Source organism: Ruegeria sp. BK1 (assembly GCF_056535645.1).
This window is the reverse complement of record NZ_JBQFIS010000002.1, coordinates 466,766-492,487: the sequence shown is the minus strand read 5'-3', so window position 1 is coordinate 492,487 and position 25,722 is coordinate 466,766. Positions and strand designations below refer to the sequence as shown.

Here is a 25,722-nt window from a genome sequence, read left to right as displayed (position 1 = left end):
GCGGCCGTCAAGACATTTGCAGCGCGAACGCAACAGATGAAGCGCTGCGCAGGGATGCCCGAAGAACGCCTGAGGCTTGTAACATGATGAGTTGCCAAGGCGTTTTCAGAAAACGGCCTCATAGGTGAGTATTTAGTCCACAAAACTGGTGCAAATGCAGCGGGTGCTTGCATATTGGACGACGACACCCCAGCTTTTTGCTCTACGTTCTGGCCGGTGCCGGAGTTAGCATCGGCACGGGGATCAAAAGGATCTGGAGATGACACAAAGCGAAAACCTTCGGCGCAACGGGCCGCTGTCGGGCGTCCGGGTGGTGGATCTGACGGCTGTGGTCTCGGGCCCGATGAGCACGATGATCCTTGCGGATCAGGGCGCAGATGTCATCAAGATCGAGCGCGCCGAAGGCGATTTTACCCGCCATGTGGCCACGCGGCGGGGTGGGCATTCGGCCTCATACCTCAATAACAACCGCAACAAGCGCTCGGTAGTGGCGGATCTGAAGAACCCTGACGATATCGAGATGATCAAGTCTCTGGTCAAAACCGCAGATGTGTTCATCCAGAATTTCCGCCCCGGTGTCGTGGATCGTTTGGGCCTGAGCTATGAGGTGTTAAGCGCTCTGAATCCGCGTCTGGTCTATATGTCGATTTCGGGCTTCGGGTTCGACGGTCCCTTGGCGAATAAACCGGTATATGACCCGCTGATTCAGGCTTTGTCGGCCTTGACCACGGTACAGGCCGGTTCGGACGAGGAACGCCCGCGTCTGGTGCGCACCATTCTGCCCGACAAGTTGACGGCGGTGCAAGCGAGCCAGGCGATCACCGCTGCGTTGTTCGCACGCGAACGCACGGGGCAGGGGCAGAAAGTGACCCTGTCGATGCTGGACACGGTGACAGCTTTCCTTTGGGCCTCGGATATGAACGGCCACACATTTGTTGGCGATGAGATGGAGAAAGAGGAAAGCCAGTCTTTCCACGACCTGATCTACAAGGTGAAGGGTGGGTATCTCAGCATCTCGGTCATGCTCAACAAGCATTGGGAGGCGCTGGCCCACGCCACGGGTCGCCTCGATGTTCTGGAAGATGAACGGTTCAAGACCCCCGAATTGCGCGACATCAACCGCCATGCCCGGCTGGAGCTGACCCAGACTATCGTGCAGGAAATCGACCGTGACACCCTGTTGGCCGAACTGGAAAAGGCCGGGGTGCCCTGTGCACCTGTTCTGACCCGGCAAGAGATGCGCCAACATCCACAATTGCACGCCAACGGGATGATCGTGGAATATGACCATCCCGCGGCGGGCCGATTGCGTCAAACCCGCCCTGCCGCCGTATTTCACGGCACGCCCGCAACCGATCTGCGCCCGGCGCCAGAGCTGGGCGAACATACAGACGCAGTGCGCGCGGAGGCGCAGTCAGGAGACGCCTCATGATCGACTTTTACTATTCTCCTACTCCGAATGGTTGGAAAGTGGCGATCATGCTGGGCGAAACGGGGTTGGAGCATCGCACCGTCCTAATGAATCTGCGCGCCGGAGACCAGTTCACGCCTGCCTTCCGCGCCATCAGCCCCAACGCGAAAATGCCCGCAATTGTCGATCACGACGCGCCTGATGGGCCGCAAACCGTATTCGAGAGCGGCGCAATTCTGCTCTATCTGGCTGAGCGGACGGGACAGTTCGGGCCGCAAACCCCGGCCGAACGGATAGCCTTTAACGAGTGGTTGTTCTGGCAGGCCGCCAACCAAGGCCCGATGGGTGGGCAGCTGAGTCACTTCGTGAATTACAGCCCCGAAGATCAGCCCTATGCCCATAAACGCTACAAAGGCGAATTCGAGCGCGCGCTGGCGGTGATGGAAACCTGGCTGGAGGGTCGGGATTATATGCTGGATCGCTATTCCATCGTGGACATGATGTGTTTCCCTTGGGCCTTTATTGCGAAACCCTTGGGGGTTTCACTGGACGGATTCCCCAATGTGGCCGCTTGGCGTCAGCGTATCAAAGCGCGCCCGTCGGTGATCGACGCGATCAACCTGCACAAGGACGCTCAGTTCTCGGGCAAGGCCACGGCCAAGCAACACGCCACCCTGTTCAACCAGTCCGCTGCACATCTGATGACCGAACCCACGAAGCCAACCTAGAAATTGGTGGTCAAAAAGCCTGGGCAGAAGAGTTCAGCCAAATGGTCAGGGGTTTAGATCGTCGATGGAAGTGGCCCCGATCTGAGCCATTGTGATGCTGAATTCATCGCTCAAGACGTCCCAGAGCTGATGCAGCCCAGCCTCGCCAGCGGCGGCGATTGCGTATTGCATGACCCGGCCGAAGAACACAAAATTGGCGCCGGAAATCATAGCCTTGACTGCGTCTTCACCCGAGCGTAGCCCGCTGTCGTAAAACAGCGGAAATTCCGGCCCAACGGCATCTCGTATCAGGCGCAAGGCGTCAAAGGCGGCTGGGGCGCTGTCCAACTGTCGTGCGCCGTGGCTGGACACCTGAACCGCATCGGCTCCGGCGGATTTTGCCGCCAGCGTGTCTTCGGGGTGTAAAATACCCTTCAGCACCAAGTTTCCGTCCCATTGGTCACGCAGGCGGGCCAGCGTTTCCCACGTGGCTTTGGCCCGGCTTTCGGTACGGTCGAACTCGTAACCTTCCATCAGGAAATTGGCCATCTGAGGCTTTCCCGACCGCAATGTGGCCAAGGACCAGCGAGGATGCATCGCAAAGTCCAGAAACTGCTGTGGACCGATGCGGAAGGGCATCTTGAACCCGTGGCGCAGTTCGCGCGGTCGGCGACCCACTTCGGGGACATCGACGGTCAGCACAAGGGTCTTGTACCCGGCTGATTTTGCGCGATCGACCAGCTTGAACGTTCCCGCGCCGTCTCCGCTAAAATAAAGCTGAAACCAGGCGTGCCCTTCGGCAATCTCGATCAGCTTCTCCATAGGGGTCGAGGCGACGGTCGATACACCCAGAGGTATGGCATAACGCGCCGCCAACCGTGCCAGCATCAGATCGGCACCGGGCGCGGACAGGTTGCACATGCCCATCGGTGCAATGCCAAAGGGGCGCTGCGCGGGCTTGCCAAAAAGTCGCGTTTCCAACGTCCGCTCGCTGACATCTCGCAATACCCGTGGACACAGGGTCATGGCGTCCAGTGCCGCGCGATTGCGTATCGCCCCTTGTCCGGTACCGGCTGCGCCATCTATGTAGTCGAACACCATCCACGGAAGACGCCGCCGCGCCAGACGACGGGCATCTTCGGCACTGTGGATGGTGGCTAGCATCAGGCCATCACGGCTTTCATAAAGCGGTCGCGGATGACGACTGGGTCCATCGTGATCGGCGGCATCTTGGCGTTTCCGCTTTCGCATTTACACACAATGATGGTCATCTGTTTGGCATCCAGCGCCTCTTGCAGCACCCGGCCGGTGTCTTCGGCCTGACACTCGATCACGCGCTCGCAGCCTGCCGCCTCGGCCATTTTCGTCAGCGAGGTTTTCTGTCCCGCGTAGGTCGGTTGATCGCCGGTCGAGCCGTAAGAGCCGTTGTCGACGATTAGCAGGATGTAATTGTCGGCTACGTTGTTGGCGATGGTCGGCAAAGTGCCCAGATTGGTCAGGACCGAGCCATCACCGTCGATGACTATCACCGGTTTGGGCTGCGACAACGCCAGGCCCAGGCCGATGCTTGAGGCCAGACCCATTGTCCCCAGCATATAGAAATTGCTGGGTTGATCGTCGATGGCGTGCAATTCCTGACTGGGAATACCGATATTGCAGACCACAAGCTGATCACGCAGGATCGGAGCGATTTCTTTCAAAACGTCAGAACGGATCATTGGTCGCCGTAGCCTCCCCAGAAATTGGCGTCGGTCAGAATGGCGACCGGTTTGTTGCACATGAAGGTGTATTTCAGGATCGCATCCAGTTCCTCGACATCCGCCTGATTGTGAAAGTGATAGGTCGGGATATTCAACTGTGCCAGCAGCGCCTTGGTGTGCACGGCCATTTCCACCTGACAGGCGATGGGTTCGCGCAGCTCGCCCCGGTACGAGATCAGCATGGGCAAGGGCATCCGGTAGTACTGGATTAGCGTGGCCAGCGTATTGATCGTTACCCCGATCGCGGTGTTCTGCATGATGATCGCAGGACGCTTGCCACCCATCCATGCGCCCGCGCACAGGCCCATGCCCTCATCTTCCTTGTTAGAAGGGATGTGGTAGATGCTGTCATGGGCGTCAATCTCGGCAATAACTCCGGCCAGTTGCTTGCACGGAACGGTGGTGACGAACGAGATATCGTTGGCCACCAGGTCATCCGTGATCTTCTTGTCTATGTTCATATCTTGTGTGTCCGTCCTGTATTGGGCGCTTTGCCAGCGCGATGAGCTGTTTAGGTTCGGCGATGCACATGCACTGCACAGCCTGCATGGCGCACGACTCGTGACGCCGTTGAGCCAAGGAAATAGTCGCTAAGCCCCGGTTTGTGCGATCCGATGACAATGCAGTCAAAGCTGTGTTCATTGGCGAAATCAATGATGGTACGCGCGGTGTGGCCTTTGATGATTTCCGGCCTCACGCCCTCGAGCCCCGAGACCTTGTCGCGCAGCAAATTCAGCGCGGCGCGAAAGCCTTCATCTACCACATCCTTGTCCAGATACGCGCTGACCGAACCCTGCGGCATCTCATAGACATGCAAGGCCACGATCTCGCAGTCATCGGCGGCCAATGCGCGGGCCACCTGCAAGGTGTGGGGTGAAATGTCGTGATCCAGCGCCATGGGCACAAGAATTTTCTGATACATGAATGCCTCCGTTTCTGCCGGGCCTATTCCCACGGCGTGAGGATGATCTTGGGCACGGCCACCGATCCGTTGCGCAACTGACGGAACGCATCGGCACCTTCGGACAGGGGCCGCATTTCGATCCAGTCCAGTGCGCCCAGCCTGCCATCAAAAATAGCACTTGCGGTTTGGCGGAAATCCTCGACCGTATAGGTATAGGTGCCGATAAATGTGATTTCCTGCAAGGTCATACGGCGTATGTCCAACCCGTCGCCCCCGTCGCCCAGGCCGACATGAGCGATCACACCCCCCGGTTCGACTAGGGCCGAGGCAGCCTGGCGCGTCGCTGCGAAGCCTACCGCGTCGATGACCAGTGGGAACGTCTCGGTTGTTTCAGCTCGCAGGTTAAAGGGGCAAATACTCGCCACATAGGTGCGTCTGGCGTCGTTGGGTTCCGTGATGGTGACATCGCTGACACCCATTGCCTTCAGCGCCAGCGCTGCGGCCAACCCGATGGCGCCACCGCCGATGACCAAGGCGCGCCGATCCATCGCGGGATGCAGCGCCTCCAGCCCTAGCCGGGCCGTGTGCCAGCTTACTGCCAGCGGTTCGGCCAATGCTGCTTTGGCCAGCGGCACGTCGTCAGGCACCGTCACCAGATTGCGGTCCGGCATGGCGACGTATTGCGCAAAGGCCCCTTCGCGGGGCGGCATCGAGATGATCTGGCGGTTGGGGCAGATATTGACCCGGCCCGATTGGCATGCCGTGCAGGTGCCGCAGTGGACCAGAGGGTTGATAGTCACCCTGTCCCCATCGCGTGGGCCGCCCACGATTACCCCGGCGGCTTCGTGCCCCAGGATCAGCGGCGCAGGACGTCGCGCATCGTGCCCCAGATAGGCGTGCATGTCCGAGCCGCAGATACCCACCGCCTCGACCCGGATCAGATGTTCGGCATCCTGCGGCGCCGCGTCGGGCATATCCCGATAGGCCACATGTTCCACGCCTTCATACACCAGTGCTTTCATTTTGCGGTGAACCCCCCGTCAACCATCAGGACCTGTCCGGTGACATAGTCCGAGGCCCTTGAGCATAAGAAAAGGATCGGCCCGTTGATATCCTCCATCCGTCCGTTGCGCCCGATACAGGTCTGGGCGGCGTTGCGCTCGGCCCTTTTGGCGTCGTCGAACACGGCTTGTGTCAATTCGGTCGGAAAAAACCCCGGCCCGATGGCGTTGGCGGTGACACCGTGGGGCGACCAGGCCTCGGCCATGGCGCGGGTCAACTGGCCGATCCCGGCCTTGGTCGCGCCATACGCGATGCCGCCGGGAAAGGCGCGGGTGGTTTGCAGAGACGCGAAGGTGACGATGCGGCCCCAGCCCTTGTCTTTCATGGCAGGCACCAGCGCTTGGCTCAGGAAAAACGGTGCACTCAGATTCAGGGCCAGCGTTGCATCCCAACCCTGGCCGGTCACGTCATCTGCCGCTTCGCGGGTGTTGATTCCAGCGGCGTGAATCAGAATATCCGGCGGTCCGAAAGGGTCCGAGATATCTTGCGCCACCGCTTCGATCTGGTCCCTATCCGCGATGTCGGCGGCGACCATGGCCGCGCTGTTACCAATCTCGGCGACCAGCCCGGCCAAAGCATCGTGTCGACGGGCTACAGCCACGACCCTTGCTCCGGCGGCTGCCAGAACCTTGGCCGCTTGCCGCCCAAGGCCGGAACTGGCGCCGGTGACACACGCAACCCGACCGGTCAGGTCAAAAAGCGCGCGCGGGTCATCCATCTGCGGACAGGTCGAACTGTTCATCGGGGAAGTATTTCGCCAGCCGAACATCGGCAGCGCGGGCGTGGCCTTCCATGCCTTCCAGTCTTGAAATCCGCGCAGTCGCAATGGCGATGGGCTTCGACCCTTCGCGGGTGGCCCGCTGCCATGTGACGATCTTCATGTATTTGTGAACGCTCAGCCCTCCGGTATAGCTGGCCGCGCCGGAAGTCGGCAGGACGTGATTGGTGCCGGTGGCCTTGTCGCCATAGGATACTGTCGTTTCCTCACCCAAAAACAACGAGCCGTAGCAAGTCAGCCGATCCAGCCACCACTCCAGATCCTCGGCCTGCACGGTCAGGTGTTCGGGCGCGTAAGAGTCGGAACAGGCGGCCATTTCCTCTCGGTCGCCGCACAGGATCACCTCGGCATAGTCGCGCCACGCGGCCGAGGCATTCTCGCGGTTCAACTCGGGTAGGTCTTCGATCAGGGCGGGCACCAGCTCCATCACCTTTTCCGCCAAAGCCCGGTCATCCGTCACCAGCCAAACGGGTGAGTTGTAGCCGTGCTCGGCCTGACTGACCAAATCGGTTGCCACCACATGCGCGTCGGCGCTGCTGTCGGCAAGGATCAGACTGTCTGTGGGACCGGCGATCATGTCGATGCCGACCTTGCCATAGAGGATGCGCTTGGCCTCGGCTACGAACTGATTGCCCGGGCCCACAAGGATATTCGCGCGCGGCAGGCCGAACAGCCCATAGGTCATCGCGGCCACGCCCTGTACCCCGCCCATGGCCAAGATGCTGTCGGCACCGCAGATATGGGCGGCATAGACAATGGCTGGGGCCACACCTTCACCGGGACGCGGGGGCGAACAAGCAGTGATATGACGACATCCAGCCACCTTGGCTGTGGTCACGGTCATGATTGCGCTGGCGATGTGGCTGTAGCGCCCGCCGGGGACGTAGCAGCCTGCCGCGTCCACCGGGATCGCCTTTTGGCCTGCGGTCACGCCTGGTACGATCTCAACCTCGACGTCCGACACGGTCGCTTTCTGGGCCTCGGCAAATCGGCGCACGTTGTCATGGGCGAAGCGGATGTCGGCCTTCAGCTTCTCGGGCACCAATGCAATGGCGGCGTCAATCTCGGCCGGTGTCATCAGCACATTGCCTTCGAACTTGTCGAACTTGGCGGCGTATTCCAGCGCCTTGGCATCACCACCCGCCTCGATTTCGGCAAGGATCGTCTTGACCGTGTCGTGCACTTCGGACGCATGAGATTGCGCCGTCAATGTCGCCTTTTTCAGATAGTCACGGGGCATGGTCAGCAGGTCCTATTGGTAGATGGCAGGAAGCAATGTCGTCGACACCGCCGGTACATAGGCGATCAGGATTACCACGATCAGCATGGTCAAAACAAAGGGCACGGCGCGCGCCGCGATTTTTAGAATTGATTCTCCGGTTATCCCGGAAACAACGAACAGGTTCAGACCCAACGGCGGGGTGATAAAGCCCACGCCCAATGCGGTGATCATCATGATGCAGAACTGAATCTCGTTCATCCCGATATTGTCTGCCAGAGGTTTCAGGATCGGGGCGAGGATCACGATATTCGGCGTCGTCTCCATCACGCAGCCTGCCGCGATGAGGATACCGATCATCAGCAGGATCAGCAGATAGGGGTCATCGGTCAGCGAGGTGACGGCCGTCACGAACCCCTGCGGTACGCCCATGATCGCCAGTGCCTCGGCCAGTGGAGCCGAGAAGGCAATGATCGGCAGGATCACCCCGTTCACCTTGGCGGAACTGACCAGCATCGACGGGAAATCAGCCAACGTCAGCGTCCGCAGGATGAAGCCCATGATGATGGTGACGACGACAGCGGTCGCACCGGCCTCGGTGGGCGTCAGGCGGCCCGAGAAGATGCCGTAGAAGATGATCCCCGGCACAATGAACGCGTACCAGCCGGATTTCAGCGCCTTGCCCAGATTGGCCAGCCATTCACCCATGGTCATCATGCCGCCGCCCTCATAGGCGTAGATGCGGTTCATGATGATGTTGGTTACAAGGATCGAGACAAGAATGGCCAATCCGGGGATGAGGGCGGCCAGAAACAGGGTCGAGGCCGAAATACCCAGCACAAGACCGATGATGATATAGGCGATCGAGGGCGGGATCAGGATGCCGGTACAGGCCCCAGCCGCGACCAGCGCACAGGCATAGGGGCGGGGATAACCGCTTTCGACCAGCCGATTGATCGTCATTCGGCCCACCGCAGCAGCGCCCGCCGCGTCCGAGCCCGAGATCGCCGCGAACATGCCGCAGACCAGAACAGTGGCCGAGCCAAAGCCACCCTTGGCGAAACAAGTCAACGCCTCGGCCACGTCCAGAAACTTTCGCGACAACCCCGTGCGTACCAGCACGTCCCCGGTTAGGATGAACAGCGGTACGGCGGTCAGAGCAAAGGCGTCGATGCCAGTGAACAGACTTTCGCCCACAAGGCTCAACGGCAGGTCGCCGGACATGACCAACATCACGATGGCGGCAGTGCCGATGGCCGCCCAGACGGGCACAGCCAAGGCAATCAGACCAACGAACAGGATCACAGGCAGGTAGAAATCCCACCCAAGTTCAACGGTTTGATTAAGAGAACCCCAAAGCATTACGTGTCCCCTCAGTCAAACAGCTTGTCGCCTTCGAAGACGGGCGTGCCGTCCCTCAGGCATTTAATGTCGCGCATCAGCGACTGGATCAGCCGCCAGATCATCAACCCAAAACCGGTAGGTACGGCCATCAGGAACCACACCTTCGATACCCGCAGCCCGTCCGTCACCGACCCGAACTTGGCCGAAACATGCACCGCCTCATACGACCAGTAGAGCGCGATGACCGCCACGCCGAACATGACCAGATCGCCAAAGATATACAGCAGCGCCTTGGGACGCGGCCCAAGGTAGTGCATGATCACGTCGATGCGGATATGGGCGCGTTCCTTTACGGCTGCTGCCGCACCGATCCACGCAAGGTAGATGAAAGAATAGCGGACGATCTCTTCGCCCCAGATCGACGAGAAAGCGAAAATCTCACGCCGAAGAACCTCGATGGCCATGGTGATGACCAGCATCACGTAGAACACCAGCAGCAGCCAGCGCTCGGCGTTGCGGTCTATGTTTTGAAGTAGGGTCATCTGTTCCCTCGGCAAAAGAGCAACCGGGCCATAGCCTTCTGTGGCGGGCCTGCTTCAGGTCCGGCTGCTTTGGAAGATCGCGGGCTCACTCGCTGCGCCCGCCGCCTGTCTGTTAAGCGTCGTGGACGTAGTATTTGCCCTGCGTGCCAGCGGCCTCGACCAGCTTTTCGAACGCGTCCATCGACCCGGCAAGCTCGGTCTTAAACGGATCCCATTCGGTGTTCTGATAGCCGCCGACGCTTTCCCATTCGGCCAGTTGATCGGAACTGAGCGAGTGGAACTCGACCCCCGCCTTGTTCAGCTCGGCCATGGCGTAGGCGCGGGCCGAGGGCACTTTGGCCAGGTTCTGATGCGCGGTCATTTCGGCACCCCACATGATACCCTCCTGAACGTCAGGCGGCATCGAATTGAACCACTCCAGGTTACAGGAATAGACCTGACTGTCCGGCACCGCCTGCGTGAAGGTCACATGGCTGAGGATATCCTTGAAACCGAACACGAACAGTGCGCCTACTGACGGGTCCAGCGCATCCGCGACACCTTGCTTAATGGCCGAGGGGGTCTCACCCCAGGCAACCGGCGTCGGGTTTGCGCCCGCCATACGGTAATATTGCTGCAGCATCTTCGAGCCCGGAACGCGGAACTTCACACCACTCATGTCGCCCGGCGTGATGATTGCATTGCCACCCTGACGCACCGCAACCACGCGCGGGTCGATCACAACGTAGAACAGCGCCTTGAAGCCGGCGGCCTCGACCTTGGGATGCACCTCGTTCTTCCAGGTGTCCGAGGTCACGAGGTTGGTGAATTTCTGGTTCGAGCCGCACAGATAAGGCATGTTGATCAGGTCTACGGTCGAGGCAAACGGTGCAAAGTTCGACAGCGAGTGCTGGGCGGCCTGAATTGTACCACCCTGAACCTTCTGCACCAGCGATCCGCCCGCTCCCAACTGCCCGCCGGGGGCCAGCTTGACATAGACCTTGCCGTTTGTGGCGTTCTGGATGTTTTCCTTCAGGTCCAGCTGCATGATTGGATAGCTGCGCGACGCACCCAGCACATAGGCCGTGGCGATGGTCATCACGTGATCGGCCGCGTTTTCACGCTCGCGTTCTTCCTTTGCGGTCTGCGCGGCGGCCTCGGATGACCACAAAACTCCACCGGCCCCGGCGACCAGGGCTGCCGTGAATGCCCCCGTGGCGCTGAGCTTCAGGAAATTGCGGCGCTCGGCCGACGCCAGTTCCAGTTTATCCTTGTTCATTGTTTGCCCTCCCAAGCAAAAAAGTCAGCCGTCGCGTTCTGCGTTGCGATCAGCCTCCTTTTTCAGAATTGCGACAACGAACAGGATCGACGCCGCGAACAGAACCAACATCTCTCCGACGTCGCCGAGAAATGCGCCACCCGCAAAAGCGCCCATTGCGACGTTCGCAAAGTAGATCACGAAGACGATAACGGATGCGGTCAGGAACATGTCTTGGGCTTTCTCGAGATTCGGTTCAACATCATTTGTAAGCGCTTACATGTAAATTGCAAGCGCTTACATAATTGCTTTCCTACGGCGGCCGTTGCGTCTAGACTTATTGGCAAAGACAAATGGCAGGATTGGGAATGTCAAAACTTCGAACGGCACCGACACTGGACGATGTCGCCAAAATGGCCGGAGTTTCGACCGCAACCGTTTCGCGCTGTCTCAATACCCCCGACCGGGTGGTCAAGGCGACGCGCGAACGGGTGCAATCGGCCGTTGATGCGCTGGGTTACATGCCTAACTTTGCTGCAAGGGTCATGGCAGCGAAGCGCAGCCTGACCGTCGGGGCCATCATTCCGACTATGGAGAACGCGATCTTTGCGCGGGGTCTGCAGGCCTTTCAGGAAGAGCTGCACACACATGGCTATACACTGCTGGTCTCAAGCTCGGCCTACAAACCCGAAATTGAAGAGGAGCAGATCCGTACCCTTATCGCGCGGGGGGCGGATGCGTTGTTGTTGATCGGGCATGATCGTGCGCCGCAGATTTACACAGAGCTGGAGCGACGCAAAATCCCGGCCCTGATTGCGTGGTCTTTTCTGCCGGACGCACAATTGCCGTCGGTTGGATTTGACAACCGCGCCGCCATGGCCGAACTGGCCGACCGGGTGATCGGTCTGGGTCACAGGCGGATTGGCGTGATTTCGGGCATTCGGTCCGGCAATGACAGGGCGCGACTTCGGATCGAAGGAATAGAACAGGCGGCAACCCGGCATGGTATTTCACATTCGGACCTGACGATCATTGAAACATCTTATGAAATCGAAAATGGCGCCGCGGCGTTCGATAGGTTGATGTCGCAGAGCGTTCGGCCCACCGCAGTACTATGTGGAAACGATGTTCTGGCTGTTGGTGCCCTGCATCGGGCCCGGGAAATGGGTTTGAACGTGCCGTGCGATGTGTCCATCACCGGGTTCGATGACATTGAACTGGCCCGCATCGTCTCACCGGCTTTGACGACCGTTCACGTCCCGCATCGGGAAATGGGGCGCAGGGCGGCTATGGAACTGGTTTCGATGTTGGAACAACAGTCAGACGGAACCGGATCAAGGCTGGATACGCATATTGTCGAACGTCAGTCGTTGGGCCCACCGGCGAAAGGCTAGGCTGCCTCGCCTTCCATCGTCCGGAAGTCGTTCTTTAGCCAGCCATGGCTTCCCGCCATCGGCTCGGTAAAGTGTTGGCGGATCAGTTGAGTCATGACCTTCTGGATCAGTTTCGAAGTTGTTTCAGGGTACACTTCCGTCGTGAACAGTGAGACCGTCCGCACAAAGTTCCGACCCGGAAACGGAAGCGCTTTTACGCTGTCATGGAACCGTTGAGCCCGGTGAAAACATGCGGCCGTCGTGATTGCCCAGCCGCTGCCTTCGGCGACCAGCCCGATGATTGAATGATTACACTCCATCTCGAACCGGTTGGGCAGGTTGTATTTGCTGCGGGTTAGCTGAATCTCGATCTGCTTGCCGATCATGTAGTCCCGAGAATAGCGCAGCAGGGGCAATTCCGCGTCCGGCTTCAGCAGGTTTTCGGGCGCACCCTGATAGGACATTGGTAAAATCACGATGAATGGATCGCGCATCAGAGGGTATTCGATCAGCCCCTCGGTCCGTTCCGACGGCCGCGTGGCCACCCCGGCGTCCAATTTGTGTTCCTGAAGGTTAGCGAGAATCTCGTGACTGGGGCGAGTGTAGTGGCGAAAACTGCAACGAGGTAGCGCCTGAGCCAGAAAGCGGAACAAATCCGGCGCGATCTGATTGTCGAAATCGTCAATCAGAGCTAGGCGCAGATCGGTTGCGTGTTTCCAGTTACCGGATCGAATTTCGGCTTCACCCCGTTTCAGCACGGTCAGTCCGTCGCGCACATAGCGGGCAAAGACCTCACCAGCTGGGGTCAGGCCCATTGGTCGCCGACCATGGTCGACCAGCTCAACCCCCAGTGCGGCTTCAAGGCTGCGCAGGTGGTTGGAGACAGTGCTGATCGACAAGCCGGTCTCGGACGCAGCCTGTTGGATCGACCCCGACTTGGCGACCAGACGGAACACTTCCAACCAGCGCAGGCTTAGAGCTTTGGACACGTGTAATACCCGTTGTTTCGATTTCCTCAAAACAAAGCCAAGCAAAGTTTTCGACCCACGGCAACGGGAAATTCGCCAGAGAGGATGAAATCAGGCCTTCACCCGGTCAAACCCCGGATCGTATGGGGATGGCGGAATGATCGTGGCGCGCACGATCTGTCCGCAGGAATCCAGATCGATCTCGGTTCCGACTTCGGCTAGCGCTGGGTTCACAAACGCATGTGCGAGGTTCAGGCCAACCCGATGCCCCCATGCGCCCGAAGTGACAGTGCCGACGACCTGACCGTCTTGCATCAGTGACGCGCCCGGATGCGCAGGCCGGTCAGTAGCCTGAAGCTGCAAGGCGACTAATTTTTTGCGCGGGCCGTCAGATTGTCGTTTCAGCAGTGCATCACGGCCGATGAAGTCGCTTTTGTCCAGTTTCACAAAGCGCTCCAGACCGGTTTCAAAAGGATCGAACTCTGTGATCAGATCGGCCTTCCAATGCAGAAAGCTTTTCTCCATCCGCATGGATTCAACCGCGCGGGCGCCAAACAGGTTCAGCCCGTGCGCTTCACCCGCCTGCCGTAGCGCCAGATAGGCTGCATAGAGCGAAGCGTTAGGGACGTGAATTTCATAGGCCAGTTCACCGGAAAAGCTAACCGCCATCACGGTGGCCGGGGCGAACCCGACATAACATTCGCGCAGGCTGAGCCACGGGAAGGCCTGCGCTGACCAGTCGCCCCGCGCGCAGGTCGACAGAACATCGCGCGACTTAGGGCCTGCAAGGATCAGAATAGTCTGGTCATTGGTCAGGCTTCGCAGCTGCACGTCTTCATCGGCCCGGATATGGCGGGTCAGCCAATCCATGTCATGGAACTCACTGGCCGCTGCTGACCCGTACCAGACCCTCTCGGGCCCGCGGTCACTGGCGGGCAGGTTGGCAACTGTGGCCTCGGCCTTGATCATGCCATGGTGGTTCAGAAGATAGCCCAAACCGACCCGGCCAGTCTTCCGCGTGACAGTGCCGCATAGCATCCGATCCAGGAAACTGTGCCGGTCAGCGCCGGTGATCTCAATTCGGTTGAAACCGTTAACCTCGGCCAGCCCGACGCCGGCCTGCACGCTGGCAACCTCGGCGGCGACCAGATCAAAGGTTTCGTCAAAATCGAAACTGAGGGCGTGGGTGAATTCAGGAGATGGCTTGATATAGTCCACCCTTTCCCATCCGTTGATCACCGTGAACTCAGCCCCTTCGGCCGCTAGCACCGGTGTCAATGGCGTCGTCTTCGCCGGTCGTCCGGCGGGGCGGTGTTCGTGGGGGAAGTGAAAGCGAAACTCATTCTGGTAGTCTTCAATGGCTTTCAGAGCGGTCAGTTCCAAATTCGCATGCCCGGTAAACCGGCGCGGATCGAGGCACCATGTGTCATAGCATGCCTCACCATGCACGATCTGCTGCGCCAACAGCCAACCGTGGCCGCCGCCTTCGCCCAGACCTGCCCGCAGGCCGATGATGCAGAATGCGTTGCGCTTGCCGGGGATCGGCCCGACCAGAGGCGCGCCGTCGATGGTATAGGTGATCGGGCCGTTGACCACGGTGTGAACCCCAGCCTCCATCAGGGCTGGCATGCGGGCAAAAGCGCCCTCCAACACATCGGTCACCCGGTCCAGATCATCGGGGCAGAGCGCATTGACGAAATTCGGGTCGATCCCGTCCATGCCCCACGTCTTGCAGTTTTGTTCATAGAACCCCAGCAACAGCCCGTTCTTTTCCTGCCGACAATAATAGTCGCTGATCGGACAGCGCAGCAGGGGCATGCGGTGCCCCGCATCACGGATGGCGGGGATCTCTTCGGTCAGAAAATACTGATGCTCCATCGAGGCGACGGGATGATGCACCCCCATCATCGCACCGACCTCATTCACGCGGTATCCGCAGGCATTGACCACAACATCGCAGTCAATGTCGCCATGTTCTGTGTGCACGGTCCACGTGTCGTCGCTGTGCTGGGTCAGGGCCGTGACCGGTGTGTTACGATAGACCTCGGCCCCTGCTTTTCGGGCGCGACGGGCCAAGGCCTGACACAGCTGCGCCGGGTCGATATCGCCATCAAGCGGGTCCCAAAGTCCGCCGATCAGGTTTTCGGTCGAGATCAGCGGATGCCGCCGCGCGCATTCCTGCGCATCGATCACCTCAAAATGCACATCCATCCCGCGCGCCATCGAGGCAAAGTGGCGATAACCCTGCATCTGCGCCTCGGTATTGGCCAAACGGATGCCGCCATCGCCGTGGTGGTAGTTGATCGGATAGTCGGGGTCTTCGGCCAACTCCTTGTACAGCCGGATCGAGTGTGACTTAAGCCCTACCATCGTCTGGTTCATGCCAAAGTTCGTCACCTGGGCAGCCGAATGCCATGTCGTGCCTGATGTCAGCTCATTCCGTTCGACCAGAACAACGTCGGTCCATCCTTCCTGTGTCAAATGGTAAAGTGTTGAACACCCGGCGATCCCGCCGCCGATCACAACAGCTTTGGTGCGAGACTTCATCGGCAATGCTCCTTTTGGTACAAAGCCAGTTTTGCGTAAGAACGAAGCAGCGCGACAACAGAGGTGTTGTCAGTGTGGAAAAATCGAAACGGCGATTGAGGATATTGATATTCGCAGTTCGCTTTTGCGAATGGCTGTGATTGCCGATTAGGCTGGCCGAAAGATAGGCAGTAAGAGGTACGATGCCAGCAGAAAGCGGTAAGCGAAGCGGTCGAAAAGCCCGGCACGCGCAGCGCGCGGCCAGGCCGGTTATCGACCCCTGTCCACCCGGCCAGAGGGGCGGGGCGTTCAAACCTCTGTCTCCGATAGAATTGGACCAGATCTTTGAGACAGCTTTGCGTCTTCTGGAGACGCTTGGCATGGGCAATGTGCCCGACCGTCTTGCCGCGGATTTGCGTGCAGCCGGTGCCCAGCCGAGAGATCGAGAGAGGCTGGTCTTTCCACGCGCCATGGTGCAGCGGTCGATTCAGACGGCCGCCAAGACATTTACCTTTCATGGCCGCGACAAGGTGCGGTCGATCGAAGTAGGCGGTGATAGCGTGTATTTCGGCACTGGTGGCGCAGCCGTCCAGACGCTGGATTTGGAGACCGGGTTGTATCGCCCATCAACCCTGGCCGATCTGCATGACTTTACGCGTCTGCAAGACATGCTTTCCAATGTCAGCTGGTTTACGCGCTGTTGCGTGGCCACGGATGTGCCAGACATGCGCGATCTGGACATCAACACGGCCTATGCGCTGCTGCGCAACACGACTAAACCTGTGGCGACCTCTTTCACACTGGCCGAAAACGTAGCTCCTATTGTTCAAATGCTGGACATTGCGGCTGGTGGGCCAGGCGAATTTTCCAAACGGCCTTTTCTGAAGGCCCATATCAGTCCGGTGATCTCACCGCTGCGCTACGGCGAGGATGCGGTGGACGTAGTCTATGAGTGCGTCGCCCATAACATCCCGATGTCCTGTATTACAGCCGCCCAAGCGGGGGCAACGGCACCGGCAACGCTTGCAGGGTTTCTGGCCCAGTCACTGGCCGAAACATTGGCTAGTCTGGTGATGGTCAATACAATCCGTCCCGGTTTTCCGATGGTGTTCTCGAACTGGCCCTTTGTCGTAGATCTGCGCACCGGAGCGTTTGCCGGGGGCAGTGGCGAGACGGCGATTTTGAATGCTGCTTCCGCGCAAATCACCAACTGGCTAGGCTTGCCATCCGGGGTGGCGGCGTCAATGACCGACGCCAAGGCCATTGACGCGCAATACGGTGTTGAAAAAGCGATGACGTCTTTGGCCGCCGCTTTGGCGGGAGGGAACTTGATCTATGAAAGTTCGGGCATGACGGCATCCCTGCTGGGGGCCAGCTTCGAGGGTTTTGTACTGGATGATGAAATGCATTCCCACACATACAGGGCTTTACGCGGAATCGAAGTAACCGAAGAAAATCTGGGTTTCGAGGCGATATGCCAATCTGTGCTTGGGGACGGCCATTTTCTGGGCAGCGCCGAGACTTATGCAGCGATGGAGCGCGATTATTTCTATCCGTCGCTGGCCGACCGGAATGAACCCCGCACCTGGCAAGAAGAAGGCGCAACAGACGCCTGGGCTGCTGCGCGGGAAAAGGCCAAAGGCATATTGGATACCCATCATCCTGAATATCTCACACCTCAGCAAGACGCCGAAATCCGAGGGCGCTTTGATATTCTGATCTGAACCGTTCCGGCCATTCCCAAGTCTGATGTCAGCGGCTAGGGTCGCAGTATGACAGGGTAGAGGCACCACATGACCAACTCTTTTTTTCAGCCGGTTTCGGCGATGGATCTGGCCCGGTTTGCAGGGATTCCGACGTTCATGCGCTTGCCGGGCATGACGTTGGATCACGAACGCATCGCCGAGGTCGAACTGGGCCTGATTGGCATCCCCTGGGATGGCGGCACTACCAACCGCCCCGGTGCACGGCATGGGCCGCGTCAGTTGCGCGACTATTCGACGATGATCCGCGCAATGAACCCGGTGACAGGTGTTGCGCCATTCTCGTTGGTCAATTGTGCTGATCTTGGGGATGTCGCGCCAAACCCAGTGGATATTGAGGATACGCTGAACCGCGTCACGATGTTTTACGCCGACTTGCACGCGCGCGGCATTACTCCGTTGACGGCCGGGGGCGATCACTTGACCACTCTGCCGGTGCTGCGCGCGCTGGCTAGTTCCGGTCCGCTGGGTCTTGTCCAGTTTGACAGCCACACGGACCTGTTCGACACCTATTTCGGTGGACACAAGTTCACCCATGGCACCCCCTTCCGGCGCGCGGTTGAAGAAGGGTTGGTGGACCCCAAACGCTTTGTCCAGATCGGCGTTCGTGGCACCGCCTATAACACCGAGGATATCGAGTGGGGAGAGGAGCAGGGTATCCGCATCATCCGTATCGAAGAACTGTTCGACCGCGGCATCGGCGATGTGATGGCCGAGGTGCGCAGTATTGTCGGTGATGCGCCGACCTATTGCACCTATGACATCGACTTCGTCGACCCCACCTTTGCCCCCGGCACCGGAACGCCCGAGATCGGCGGCCCAAACAGCTTTCAGGCCCAGCAGGTTATTCGGGAAATGTCTGGGATCAACCTCGTAGGGGCCGATTTGGTTGAAGTTTCTCCACCCTTCGACGCTTCGGGCAGCACCGCGTGGCTGGGGATATCATTGATGTTCGAACTGCTCTGTGTTCTGTCGCAAGCCGTGGACGCCCGCCGCTAGCGGACATTTTCGGCGATCATCGAGATCATTTCGAACATCACTGCCGCTGCCGTTAAAGCAGTGATGTTGTTGGGGCTGTCCTTGGTGGGCATCATGCAGACGACGTCTCCGCCGACGATATTCAGCCCGCGCGCGGCCCGCAAAATCCCCACGGCTTCGTCAATGTCGAAGCCCTTCTCGCCGGGTTCCAGATTGGACACCGCGGGCGCGACGGTCGGGTCGAGGCAATCCAGATCGAAGGTGATATAGACCGGACGGTCGCCCAACACTTCGCGCGTCTGCGCCACCACGTCCTCCAGCCCGCGCTGGCGGAATTCGCGCATGGTGACGATGTTGTAGCCATAGTCATAAGACGGTTGCAGCCAGTCTAGACTGCGCGGGTGACCTCGCAGACCGATCTGCATAGACCGCGTTGGATCAACTTGCCCCTGATCGGCCAGGTAAGCGCCCCAATGGGCGGCCGATTTCTTTGCGCCCAAAAAGTGATCGACCTTGGTAAATACATCCGTATGTGCGTCCAGATGCAGGAAGCTGATCGGCTCACCTTTAGCCAGTTGACCACGCCCCAGCGCCTGCACGATGCCGCCGGTGATCGAGTGGTCTCCGCCCACTGATACGGGCCGCGCGCCTGCTGCGTCGATGTCCTTGAAAAATGCCGTGATACGCTCGATGCAGTCCTCGTTGTCATTCGCGCGCGGAAAGGGCACGTCGCCCACATCTGCGATCTTTGCGCTGCTCCACGGGTCAATTTCGAATAGCGAATGCACCCGGCGTTGCACGGCCGAGACATGGCGCAACGCGCGGGGACCAAGGTGCTGATCCCGCTCAGTCGTGCCGTTGCCGGTGGAATGGGGGACGCCGACCAAGGCGATGTCCTGACCCTCGGCCCCTGTATTGGGACAGCGAAACAGGGTCGGTACGCCCCACCAATAGAGGTTATCCATCATCGACTGTTCATAGCGGTCGGTCATCTGCGTCCCCTTAAAAGGAAAACGCCCCCGGCTGGCGGGGGCGCTTTGTGTTTAGATTTTCTCGTCTTCTCGCCGGAAGGCCCCCTGCACGATCCGGTCGATGACCATGGCACAGAACAGGATGGCAAAGCCGCCCAGCAGACCCGGACCCTTGGCCGCATATTGCAGCGCCTCAAGGATTTCCTTGCCCAGACCGCCGCCGCCAATCAGCGAAATGATCACCACCATCGACAGGCACATCAGGATGGTCTGGTTCACCCCGGTCATGATCGAGGGCAGCGCCAGCGGAATCTCAACATCCTTGAGCAACTGCCATTTCGAGGCACCGAAGGCCACGGCAGCCTCTTTGATGCTGTCGGGCACGCCTCGCATCCCCAGCGCCGTTAGGCGGATCACCGGCGGCATGCCAAAGATGATCGTGGCCAGAATGCCCGGCGGATTGCCAGTGCCAAAGAAGGCGATGATTGGTATCAAATAGACGAATGCGGGCAGCGTTTGCATCAGGTCCAGCACCGGTTCAGCCGCACGGTAGGCCCGTGCTGATTTGCCAAACCAGATACCCAACGGAATGCCGATTACCACGCAAAGCAACACGGCAGCACCAACCAGGGCCACAGTCTCCATCGCGACATCCCAGTAACCCAGAAGTGCGATGTAAGCCAAAGACGCGGCAGTAAAGATCGCCACGCGCGGCCCCGCCGCACGCCACGCGGTGACGCAGATCACTAACATCACCACCGGCCACGGCGATCCGATCAACGCCACCGTCAGCGCATCCAGGACAGAGCGTACCCCGGCAACAATCCCGTCGAACACATCCCCGCCCGCAAGGGCTGCGGCGTCGATCTTGGCCTCCATCCAACTGGCAAGGCTTGAGAACAACGTGCCGCCATCTTCACCCAAAAACAGTGCCGAGACCTCTTTTTCCGGGAATGCGTCCAGCATCGCAATCGACGCATTGACCGTGAACTTATAGACGATCAGCGGCGCGATCGCTGCTACAAGCACTGCGCCCAGAACTGTGTTGCGCGTGGACCGGCCGCTTTCCGTACTGTCGGGATCAATGCGCCATCTGGAATACTGTTTTTCATAGATGCGATCAGCGTAAAGGCCCTGTATCAGCTTGAATACAACGAGCATGACCAGACCGGTGAGCAGGATTCCCGTCGCTTCGGCCTGAGCAGCTGCCGCCCGTTCCAGACTGGTATCTGCTGCCTTCTGGATGTTTTCAGCCAAACGCGTGAACCGATCGATATCCGACTGCTCGGTTGCGTTTGCTGCGCGTTCCAACAACTCGGCGGCACGGTCCAACTGTCCGGCTGCCCGGTCCGAAAACTCGGCCCCCGGATTGCCCCATGCGCCGCGCCCGATCTGGACCCATGCGATGATCTCAAGGATCAAAAACGCCCAGAACATCCCCCAGATCGCGCGGGAGGCTGACCAGAGCGGACCCAGCGCTGCCGCCCATTTGTTGAAGGTATTGGGCATTGCGCTGGTCGCGTCGTGAATTTTGTGGAACGCGTTTACATAATAATCTCCGTTCGGGCCGGCAAATTCCTGAATGGACTTGTCCAAAGCTTCGCGGTCGACTTCGATGTCGGAGGCTGCTGTTACTTTTACCTCGGCGGTTGCATCAGTCATTTTTGCCCCCCTGAATGCCGCGCAGCAGGCGCGGCTTGGTCACGACACCGATGTCATTGCCCGCATCCGTGATGACGACGGGCAAATCAGTTCCCACTGCCAGATCAATCAACTGATCCAGATCCGAGCCTTCATCCGCGCGCGGGGCGCCATCAAGTGGCCCGGCATAGCTGTCGATCGGCTCCATGATCGAGTGCGCCTTGACCAATTTGAGTTTCGAAATGCCCTGAACGAACTCACGCACATAATCGTCGGCGGGGTTCATCACGATGTCTTCCGGAGTGCCGATCTGAACGATCACACCATCCTTCATGATCGCAATCCGGTGGCCGATGCGGATGGCTTCGTCCAGATCGTGGGTGATGAACAGGGTGGTCTTTTGCAACTGCGCCACAAGCGCCTTGAACTGGTCTTGCAATTGTAGCCGGATCAATGGATCCAGCGCCGAGAAGGGTTCATCCATCAGCAGGATCTCGGGGTCCGAGGCTAACGCCCGGGCAATACCCACCCGCTGTTGCATCCCGCCAGACAGCTCTTTGGGCAAACGATCCTCGTAACCGGTGAGGTTCACAAGGCCGAGCGCATGGTCCGATACTGCCCAGCGTTTGGATTTAGATATTTTTCTGATCTCAAGCGGGTAGGCGACGTTATCGCGCACGGACCTATGCGGCATCAGCGCCATGTGCTGGAACACCATTCCGATCTGCTGTGCCCTGATACGGCGCAGCTCGGACTCGGAAATCTTCGAAACGTCCTGCCCTAGAATTTCGATCTTTCCGGCGGTCGGCTCTATCAGCCGATTGACATGGCGCACCAGCGTCGACTTACCCGAGCCGGACAGGCCCATAATGCAGAAAATCTCTCCTCTGGGGACTTCGAACGTCGCACCTTGGACGCCGACCACGCAATTAAATCTTTCCAGAACTTCGGGTTTTCCAATTCCTTCCGCCCTAACGGCAGCCATGGCTTCCTCGGCGCGCGCGCCGAATATTTTCCAGACATTTTCTAGTTTTACGACAGGTTCGTCCATATGTCCCTCGTGCGGCGAAGTTTCGCCCGCAGATATGCAAAGGGCCGCCGGGAAGATCTCGGCGGCCCGGATATCTGCGACTTAGTTTGTCAGCCACCCGATGACGGTGTCTTCGTTGTCGTTTACCCACTGACGGGCAAATTCTGCGGCTTCGATATTGTCAACGGCCAGTGCCTTGCCCATTGCGCTCAGGTCATCGCCACTCATCTGATAATTGTTGAATAGAGCTGCCACCTCAGGGAAGTTCTCTTCCAGCTCTTTGGCATAGTGCAGATGCAGAGTGGCCCCGTTCCAGGCCGAGGATGCCTCGGATTTTTCCAGCCAATCCGGGTCGTCTGTCGGCTGCACGATGGTCCAGGTTGCCGGATCATGCGCGGGCTCTTCCAGAACAGTCAGATCCTGCGTGACAAAGATATAGTGCGGGCTGTAGCAGAACCCGATCCACGGATCGCCTGCCTTCGCCGCGTTTGCCAGATTGGCATAAGCGATGGTTTCTTCATATTCGGTCAGATCGAAAATCTGGTCATAGCCATAAGACTTGGCCCGGATTTTCTCGACCACGGTCGAAGCCCAGCCCGGCGCACCGATCCACACCTCGGGGGTTCCGTTTCCATCCGTGTCAAAGATGGCCATCTTGTCCGGATCACTGAGGTCGTCGATGGACTTGATGTCATATTTTTCGGCGGTGGCGGTGGGCACACACATGCCCTGTTCAGCCTGCACGGGGTTCTGGTTCATCACGACAGTTCCATTGTCTTTGACATAGGTGTCGTGCAGGTTTTGCTGGTTCGGCATCCAGACTTCGGGATGGACGTGCATCGATCCGCTGTCCATCGCCTCAAATACGATAGGGTTGGTGCCGTTCTGCAGTTCAACATCCAGACCGAGGTTTTCTTCGATAACAACCTCAAGGATATGGGCTGTGGCATTGACTGACGCCCAGTTTGGAACGCCGATAACAATATCTGCGGCCATTGCCGGTCCGGCGATCACCACGGATGCGCCCCCCAAAAGCGTTGTAAGTTTCTTCATCTGATTTCTCCACGTTGGTCGTTTTTCTGTTGGTGTTGTTATGAGTATTAGCAGGGTCGTTTCGCCCTTTTAGGTTTTTGGGAAAGCTGACCTTTCCTTGGTTTGCGGCCAAAGGCCATCTGCGCCGGGTGGCCAGAAAATTGAAACACGCCGGTGTGCCGCCCATCAAGTGTCAGAGACGACAAACTGGCGTATCCGAAATTATCATAAATTAGATTCGGAATTTTGCGAATTTGGTTCTACTTTGGATGCAGAAATGATAGGGCAATATGTGGAATAAGGCCTTTTTTAACGCAACTTCGCGACGTTGTCTTACGGCTTGCGTTGCTCGAATCCCAGCTTGATACTCCGCTCCCGGCTATCCGTGTTATTGCCCAAAGGTATGTTCTAAAGCCCACAAACCGTTGATCGCCAGACATATTGCCAAGATGCTCCGCGGCGGGTTAGCCATACGCATCGGAGGACATCATGACAGATCGCGCGTGCTATTTCATAAGCGGAAGCCCGCCTTGTTGGAGCATTATGCTCGCTCTGGCTGTCAAAGGATTGTCTTACGACGCGCGACGCCTGAGCAACTCGGCAGGTGAGCAGAAGAGTGCGGAGTTTCTAGCGATCAATCCCCGTGGAAATGTTCCCGTGCTTGTGGATGGCGACGTAACGGTGCGAGAGACCAACGCGATTTTGGCCTATCTGGATGCGGCCTATCCAGAGCCGCCACTGTTCGGAACCGACAAGGTGCAGACTGCGGAAATATGGCAGACCGTCTGTGAAGCCGGAGATCGCCTCAGAGCGCCGATTGGCAATTTGGTCCGGCCAATTTTCCGCAAACGTTCAGCGGAAAAGGCCGACGAGATCATGACGGCAATCGAGCCTGTGTATCAGGAACTGTCAGCTCTGGAGGCGAACCTTGCCAATCGGCATTTCGTCTGCGGGTCCGATATTTCGGCCGCCGATTTAATCGTCTTTCCCGCCGTGATGCAGCTTTTGCGCGGGGCTAACTATGATGGCGCTGATGGGCTGGATCTTCAGGTGCTGCCCCTGGACGAACACTATCCGAACCTTGCTGACTGGGCGCGGCGAATAGAGGCTATTCCTGGGTACGAAGCGGCCTATCCACCTCACTGGCGATAAGATTGCGCAAACCGCGTTGCCGTCATGCGCCGTCCCACCAATCCTTGGGCTTCAGGCGTTTGGCTCGGTTGCTGCGTTTGTCCAGCCACAAGGCCAGTTTGCGCCAGCGGCCAAGTGCAAGTTTTCGCCAAAGCCGGTCGGTCAATTTGTCAAAGTCGCGATTGAATGGGCAGACGCGCATACAAATCGCGCAATCGCTTTGCAGTTTGGCCCAATACTGGAAACAGGCTTTGGCGTCCGATGTCCATTTGCGCACACCTTGGATGGCTGATGCCTCGGATGCCGCGCTAACTTCAGGTAGCCCATAGGGCAGGGCCTTTGCCGGACAGGCATCAGCGCATTCGGTGCAAATGTCGCAAAACGCCCGAACCCCCAGCGGGCGCGGAGCGTCATGGCTCAAAGGCAGGTTGGTGAAAATCTTGGAGAACCGCAACCGAGGGCCAAATTCCGGGGTGATGACCATTTGGTTGCGGGCGTATTCGCCCAGCCCGGCTTTGATTGCATAGGGAATAACCAGCCCGGTATCATTCATTGAGGGTACCGCCTGATATCCCAAATTGCGGATATAGGCAGCCAACTGTATGACGATTGCGGCCTCGTGGCTGTATTCGCGCCCAGTGGCTGCTCCGGCCAAAGCCGAAGGATAGGTTGCCACCAGTTCCTGATCCATTTTGTGGCCCAATACGATCACGCTGGTCAGCCCCACGGGCAACGTATTTTCGGCGTCCGAGAAATCCCGCGTGTCAACGCGACTGGAATAGATCCAACGGTCATCGAAATCGGTAAGCCCAACCAGATCAGCGCCAAAGAACCGGGCGATACGCTTGATCTCTGCCGCCATGGCCATTGGATTATCGATCTCAACCTTGGTTTCGGCGACGGGCGTGTCTTCCGAGATCGGTGCCTGAAAGCCTTCACGCCGCCCCTGATCAGCCGAGCGATTGCTGATGATATCGGAGATAAGCCAACTGGCATTGCGAAGGGCAAAATCTTTTTGCCGAAACCCGTCACCGTTGCGATAGTTCGCCTTCATTCGGTAGCTTTGAAAGAAGCCATCCGTATGTTTCGACCGCACCGTATCGTCCCAGAATGCGCGGGTGAACATATCGTTGAGCTGTTTGAAGGGCTCGAAATCTTCCGTGGTTACGATACCTGCGGCAGCGTCGCTATCGGCGTATGTGTCACGCCATCGCTGGCGATCCTCTTCGGTTGTCCTGTGGCTGCTGGGCCAAGCCATGCTGACGCTCCAATTCTGCTTGGTTGTGCCGTTGGGTTTGAAGTCCAACATTCCAATCAGGGTTTACTGTGAACGCCCCTCAAAAAG

24 protein-coding genes are annotated in these 25,722 nt (G+C 58.6%); 6 read left to right on the top strand and 18 right to left on the bottom strand.

The genetic code is table 11. The annotated features are described in order from the left end of the window. The first annotated feature begins 259 nt into the window (after positions 1–259). Positions 260–1,432: a CaiB/BaiF CoA transferase family protein gene (locus ACR3E7_RS20660; protein ID WP_480503886.1), complete on the top strand. Its 1,173-nt coding sequence runs from the start codon at positions 260–262 to the stop codon at positions 1,430–1,432. Next, positions 1,429–2,139: a glutathione S-transferase family protein gene (locus ACR3E7_RS20655; RefSeq protein ID WP_480503884.1), complete on the top strand. Its 711-nt coding sequence runs from the start codon at positions 1,429–1,431 to the stop codon at positions 2,137–2,139. The genes ACR3E7_RS20660 and ACR3E7_RS20655 overlap by 4 nt, the downstream gene beginning before the upstream one ends. A gap of 45 nt (positions 2,140–2,184) precedes the next feature. Here ACR3E7_RS20655 and ACR3E7_RS20650 read toward each other — a convergent pair whose 3' ends face one another. The 11 genes from ACR3E7_RS20650 to ACR3E7_RS20600 all read right to left on the bottom strand — a co-directional run bounded on the left by ACR3E7_RS20650 (position 2,185) and on the right by ACR3E7_RS20600 (position 11,195). Then, positions 2,185–3,282 carry an alpha-hydroxy acid oxidase gene (locus ACR3E7_RS20650; protein WP_170789290.1) on the bottom strand — a complete coding sequence of 366 codons (1,098 nt, stop codon included), beginning with the start codon at positions 3,280–3,282 and terminating at the stop codon, positions 2,185–2,187. Continuing rightward, a complete protein-coding gene (gene comE, locus ACR3E7_RS20645) occupies positions 3,282–3,836 on the bottom strand; it encodes a sulfopyruvate decarboxylase subunit beta (protein ID WP_170771917.1) in 555 nt (184 codons plus the stop codon). Before comE ends, ACR3E7_RS20650 begins: the two co-directional genes overlap by 1 nt. Continuing rightward, entirely contained in the window at positions 3,833–4,339 is a 507-nt protein-coding gene (gene comD, locus ACR3E7_RS20640) for a sulfopyruvate decarboxylase subunit alpha (RefSeq protein ID WP_170771920.1), read from the bottom strand. Before comD ends, comE begins: the two co-directional genes overlap by 4 nt. A gap of 50 nt (positions 4,340–4,389) precedes the next feature. Continuing rightward, positions 4,390–4,800 carry a universal stress protein gene (locus ACR3E7_RS20635; RefSeq protein WP_170771922.1) on the bottom strand — a complete coding sequence of 137 codons (411 nt, stop codon included), beginning with the start codon at positions 4,798–4,800 and terminating at the stop codon, positions 4,390–4,392. 23 nt (positions 4,801–4,823) lie between these two features. Next, positions 4,824–5,804 carry an alcohol dehydrogenase catalytic domain-containing protein gene (locus tag ACR3E7_RS20630; protein ID WP_480503883.1) on the bottom strand — a complete coding sequence of 327 codons (981 nt, stop codon included), beginning with the start codon at positions 5,802–5,804 and terminating at the stop codon, positions 4,824–4,826. Beyond that, on the bottom strand, positions 5,801–6,562 hold the full coding sequence (locus tag ACR3E7_RS20625) for an SDR family NAD(P)-dependent oxidoreductase (protein WP_480504076.1): 762 nt from the start codon (positions 6,560–6,562) through the stop codon (positions 5,801–5,803). Before ACR3E7_RS20625 ends, ACR3E7_RS20630 begins: the two co-directional genes overlap by 4 nt. Further along, positions 6,555–7,862: a histidinol dehydrogenase gene (gene hisD / locus ACR3E7_RS20620; protein WP_480503882.1), complete on the bottom strand. Its 1,308-nt coding sequence runs from the start codon at positions 7,860–7,862 to the stop codon at positions 6,555–6,557. Before hisD ends, ACR3E7_RS20625 begins: the two co-directional genes overlap by 8 nt. A 12-nt stretch (positions 7,863–7,874) precedes the next feature. Then, entirely contained in the window at positions 7,875–9,203 is a 1,329-nt protein-coding gene (locus ACR3E7_RS20615) for a TRAP transporter large permease (RefSeq protein WP_170771930.1), read from the bottom strand. A gap of 11 nt (positions 9,204–9,214) precedes the next feature. Then, a complete protein-coding gene (locus ACR3E7_RS20610; protein ID WP_170771932.1) occupies positions 9,215–9,727 on the bottom strand; it encodes a TRAP transporter small permease in 513 nt (170 codons plus the stop codon). A 112-nt stretch (positions 9,728–9,839) separates the two neighbouring features. Next, positions 9,840–10,985, bottom strand: coding sequence for a TRAP transporter substrate-binding protein (locus ACR3E7_RS20605; protein ID WP_480503881.1), 1,146 nt, complete (start codon positions 10,983–10,985; stop codon positions 9,840–9,842). A gap of 24 nt (positions 10,986–11,009) precedes the next feature. Continuing rightward, on the bottom strand, positions 11,010–11,195 hold the full coding sequence (locus ACR3E7_RS20600; protein ID WP_480503879.1) for a hypothetical protein: 186 nt from the start codon (positions 11,193–11,195) through the stop codon (positions 11,010–11,012). A gap of 137 nt (positions 11,196–11,332) precedes the next feature. Here ACR3E7_RS20600 and ACR3E7_RS20595 point away from each other — a divergent pair, with 137 nt between their 5' ends. Continuing rightward, a complete protein-coding gene (locus ACR3E7_RS20595; RefSeq protein ID WP_480503878.1) occupies positions 11,333–12,358 on the top strand; it encodes a LacI family DNA-binding transcriptional regulator in 1,026 nt (341 codons plus the stop codon). Here ACR3E7_RS20595 and ACR3E7_RS20590 read toward each other — a convergent pair. Next, complete coding sequence (locus ACR3E7_RS20590) at positions 12,355–13,326, bottom strand: LysR family transcriptional regulator (RefSeq protein ID WP_170771940.1); 972 nt, start codon at positions 13,324–13,326, stop codon at positions 12,355–12,357. The genes ACR3E7_RS20595 and ACR3E7_RS20590 overlap by 4 nt on opposite strands. A gap of 90 nt (positions 13,327–13,416) precedes the next feature. Next, on the bottom strand, positions 13,417–15,852 hold the full coding sequence (locus ACR3E7_RS20585) for a GcvT family protein (protein WP_480503877.1): 2,436 nt from the start codon (positions 15,850–15,852) through the stop codon (positions 13,417–13,419). A gap of 182 nt (positions 15,853–16,034) precedes the next feature. Here ACR3E7_RS20585 and ACR3E7_RS20580 point away from each other — a divergent pair, with 182 nt between their 5' ends. Both ACR3E7_RS20580 and ACR3E7_RS20575 read left to right on the top strand, forming a co-directional pair. Then, positions 16,035–17,555, top strand: a complete 1,521-nt coding sequence (locus ACR3E7_RS20580) for a trimethylamine methyltransferase family protein (RefSeq protein WP_170771944.1) — start codon at positions 16,035–16,037, stop codon at positions 17,553–17,555. Between the two features lie 69 nt (positions 17,556–17,624). Continuing rightward, entirely contained in the window at positions 17,625–18,593 is a 969-nt protein-coding gene (locus ACR3E7_RS20575; protein WP_480503876.1) for an agmatinase, read from the top strand. Here ACR3E7_RS20575 and ACR3E7_RS20570 read toward each other — a convergent pair. The 4 genes from ACR3E7_RS20570 to ACR3E7_RS20555 form a co-directional block, all read right to left on the bottom strand. Beyond that, positions 18,590–19,564 (bottom strand): arginase family protein, encoded by a 975-nt coding sequence (locus ACR3E7_RS20570; RefSeq protein WP_170789279.1) that lies wholly within the window; start codon positions 19,562–19,564, stop codon positions 18,590–18,592. The genes ACR3E7_RS20575 and ACR3E7_RS20570 overlap by 4 nt on opposite strands. 51 nt (positions 19,565–19,615) lie before the next feature. Next, a complete protein-coding gene (locus ACR3E7_RS20565; RefSeq protein ID WP_170771950.1) occupies positions 19,616–21,205 on the bottom strand; it encodes an ABC transporter permease in 1,590 nt (529 codons plus the stop codon). Beyond that, on the bottom strand, positions 21,198–22,235 hold the full coding sequence (locus ACR3E7_RS20560; RefSeq protein WP_170771952.1) for a quaternary amine ABC transporter ATP-binding protein: 1,038 nt from the start codon (positions 22,233–22,235) through the stop codon (positions 21,198–21,200). Before ACR3E7_RS20560 ends, ACR3E7_RS20565 begins: the two co-directional genes overlap by 8 nt. Before the next feature lie 81 nt (positions 22,236–22,316). Then, a complete protein-coding gene (locus tag ACR3E7_RS20555) occupies positions 22,317–23,267 on the bottom strand; it encodes an ABC transporter substrate-binding protein (protein ID WP_170771954.1) in 951 nt (316 codons plus the stop codon). 468 nt (positions 23,268–23,735) lie between these two features. Between ACR3E7_RS20555 and ACR3E7_RS20550 the strand changes: the two genes are divergently transcribed. Further along, positions 23,736–24,398 (top strand): glutathione S-transferase family protein, encoded by a 663-nt coding sequence (locus ACR3E7_RS20550; RefSeq protein WP_170789277.1) that lies wholly within the window; start codon positions 23,736–23,738, stop codon positions 24,396–24,398. Positions 24,399–24,420: 22 nt separating this feature from the next. Here ACR3E7_RS20550 and ACR3E7_RS20545 read toward each other — a convergent pair whose 3' ends face one another. Further along, complete coding sequence (locus ACR3E7_RS20545) at positions 24,421–25,635, bottom strand: 4Fe-4S double cluster binding domain-containing protein (protein WP_480503875.1); 1,215 nt, start codon at positions 25,633–25,635, stop codon at positions 24,421–24,423. Between the last annotated feature and the right edge of the window lie 87 nt (positions 25,636–25,722).